This window comes from Paraburkholderia sp. RL17-347-BIC-D (assembly GCF_046027915.1).
GTDB lineage: Bacteria > Pseudomonadota > Gammaproteobacteria > Burkholderiales > Burkholderiaceae > Paraburkholderia.
Window position 1 is genome coordinate 1 of the sequence record NZ_JARESS010000190.1, and the last position, 1,062, is coordinate 1,062.

A 1,062-nucleotide genomic window follows, 5' to 3' on the forward strand; every position below is an offset into this window, starting at 1 on the left:
CCGTTCAGCGAAATCATGCCGCTGCCGCGTTCGCCCTTGATCGCGTAGGTCGAGAAACGCTCGCCGTTGTTGATGTTCCAGATGTCGATCCGCTCGTTTTCGACGATGTTCGCCGCTTCCAGCAGATCTTCATCGATCGCGCACGAGCCTTCGTAGTGCAGCTCGCAGTGCGTGACCGCGACGCGGTGGATCTTCGACTTCAGCATGTTGCGTTGCATGACCAATCCTGTGAGATTTCTTATGCGTGTCTACGCTATCTAAGACGGCTTCAGATTTCGAGGTTGTCGATAAGACGGGTGGCGCCAAGCTTGGCGGCGGCCAGCACGACCAGTTCCGCGTTCGCATCTTGCGGACCCGGCGGCAGCAGATCCGAGCGCTTGCGCACTGCGATGTAGTCGGGTTGCCAGCCGCGCGTGGCGAGAGCCGCCATCGCCGCCTGTTCGATTTTTGCGAAGTCGCGCTCGCCCGAAAGCACGGCATCGCGCACGCGATTCAGTTCAGCGGCCAGCATCGGCGCCTCGGCGCGCTCGGCGGCCTGCAAATAGCGATTGCGCGAGCTGAGCGCGAGGCCGTCGGTGTCACGCACGGTTTCGGCGGCGATGATGTCGGTGGGCAGCGCGAACTGGTGGCACATGCGCCGCACGATCATCAACTGCTGGTAATCCTTCTTGCCGAACACGGCGACGCGCGGCTGCACGCACGACATCAGCTTCATCACCACTGTGCACACGCCCTGGAAGAAACCGGGCCGGAATTCGCCTTCGAGGATATCGCCCAGATCGTGCGGCGGATGCACGCGGTACTCCTGCGGCTCCGGATACAGATCCTTTTCCGTCGGCGCGAACAGCACGTAGACGTTTTCCTTCTGGAGCTTTTCGATGTCCGCTTCCATCGTGCGCGGGTATTTGTCGAAATCCTCGTTCGGACCGAACTGCAGCCGGTTGACGAAGATGCTCGCCACGACCGGATCGCCGTGCTGGCGAGCGAGACGCATCAGCGACAGATGGCCCTCGTGCAGGTTGCCCATGGTCGGCACAAAGGCCGTGCGATTCTGGCCGCGCA

The 1,062-nt window shown here is 61.9% G+C and carries 2 protein-coding genes; both read right to left on the reverse strand.

What is annotated here, in order from left to right; translation table 11 throughout:
• Positions 1–218 (reverse strand): aspartate 1-decarboxylase (gene panD / locus P0D96_RS48075; RefSeq protein ID WP_408321365.1); only part of this gene is annotated, 218 nt, incomplete at its 3' end.
• A 50-nt stretch (positions 219–268) separates the two neighbouring features.
• A partial coding sequence (panC, locus tag P0D96_RS48080; protein ID WP_408321367.1) for a pantoate--beta-alanine ligase occupies positions 269–1,062 on the reverse strand: 794 nt, incomplete at its 5' end.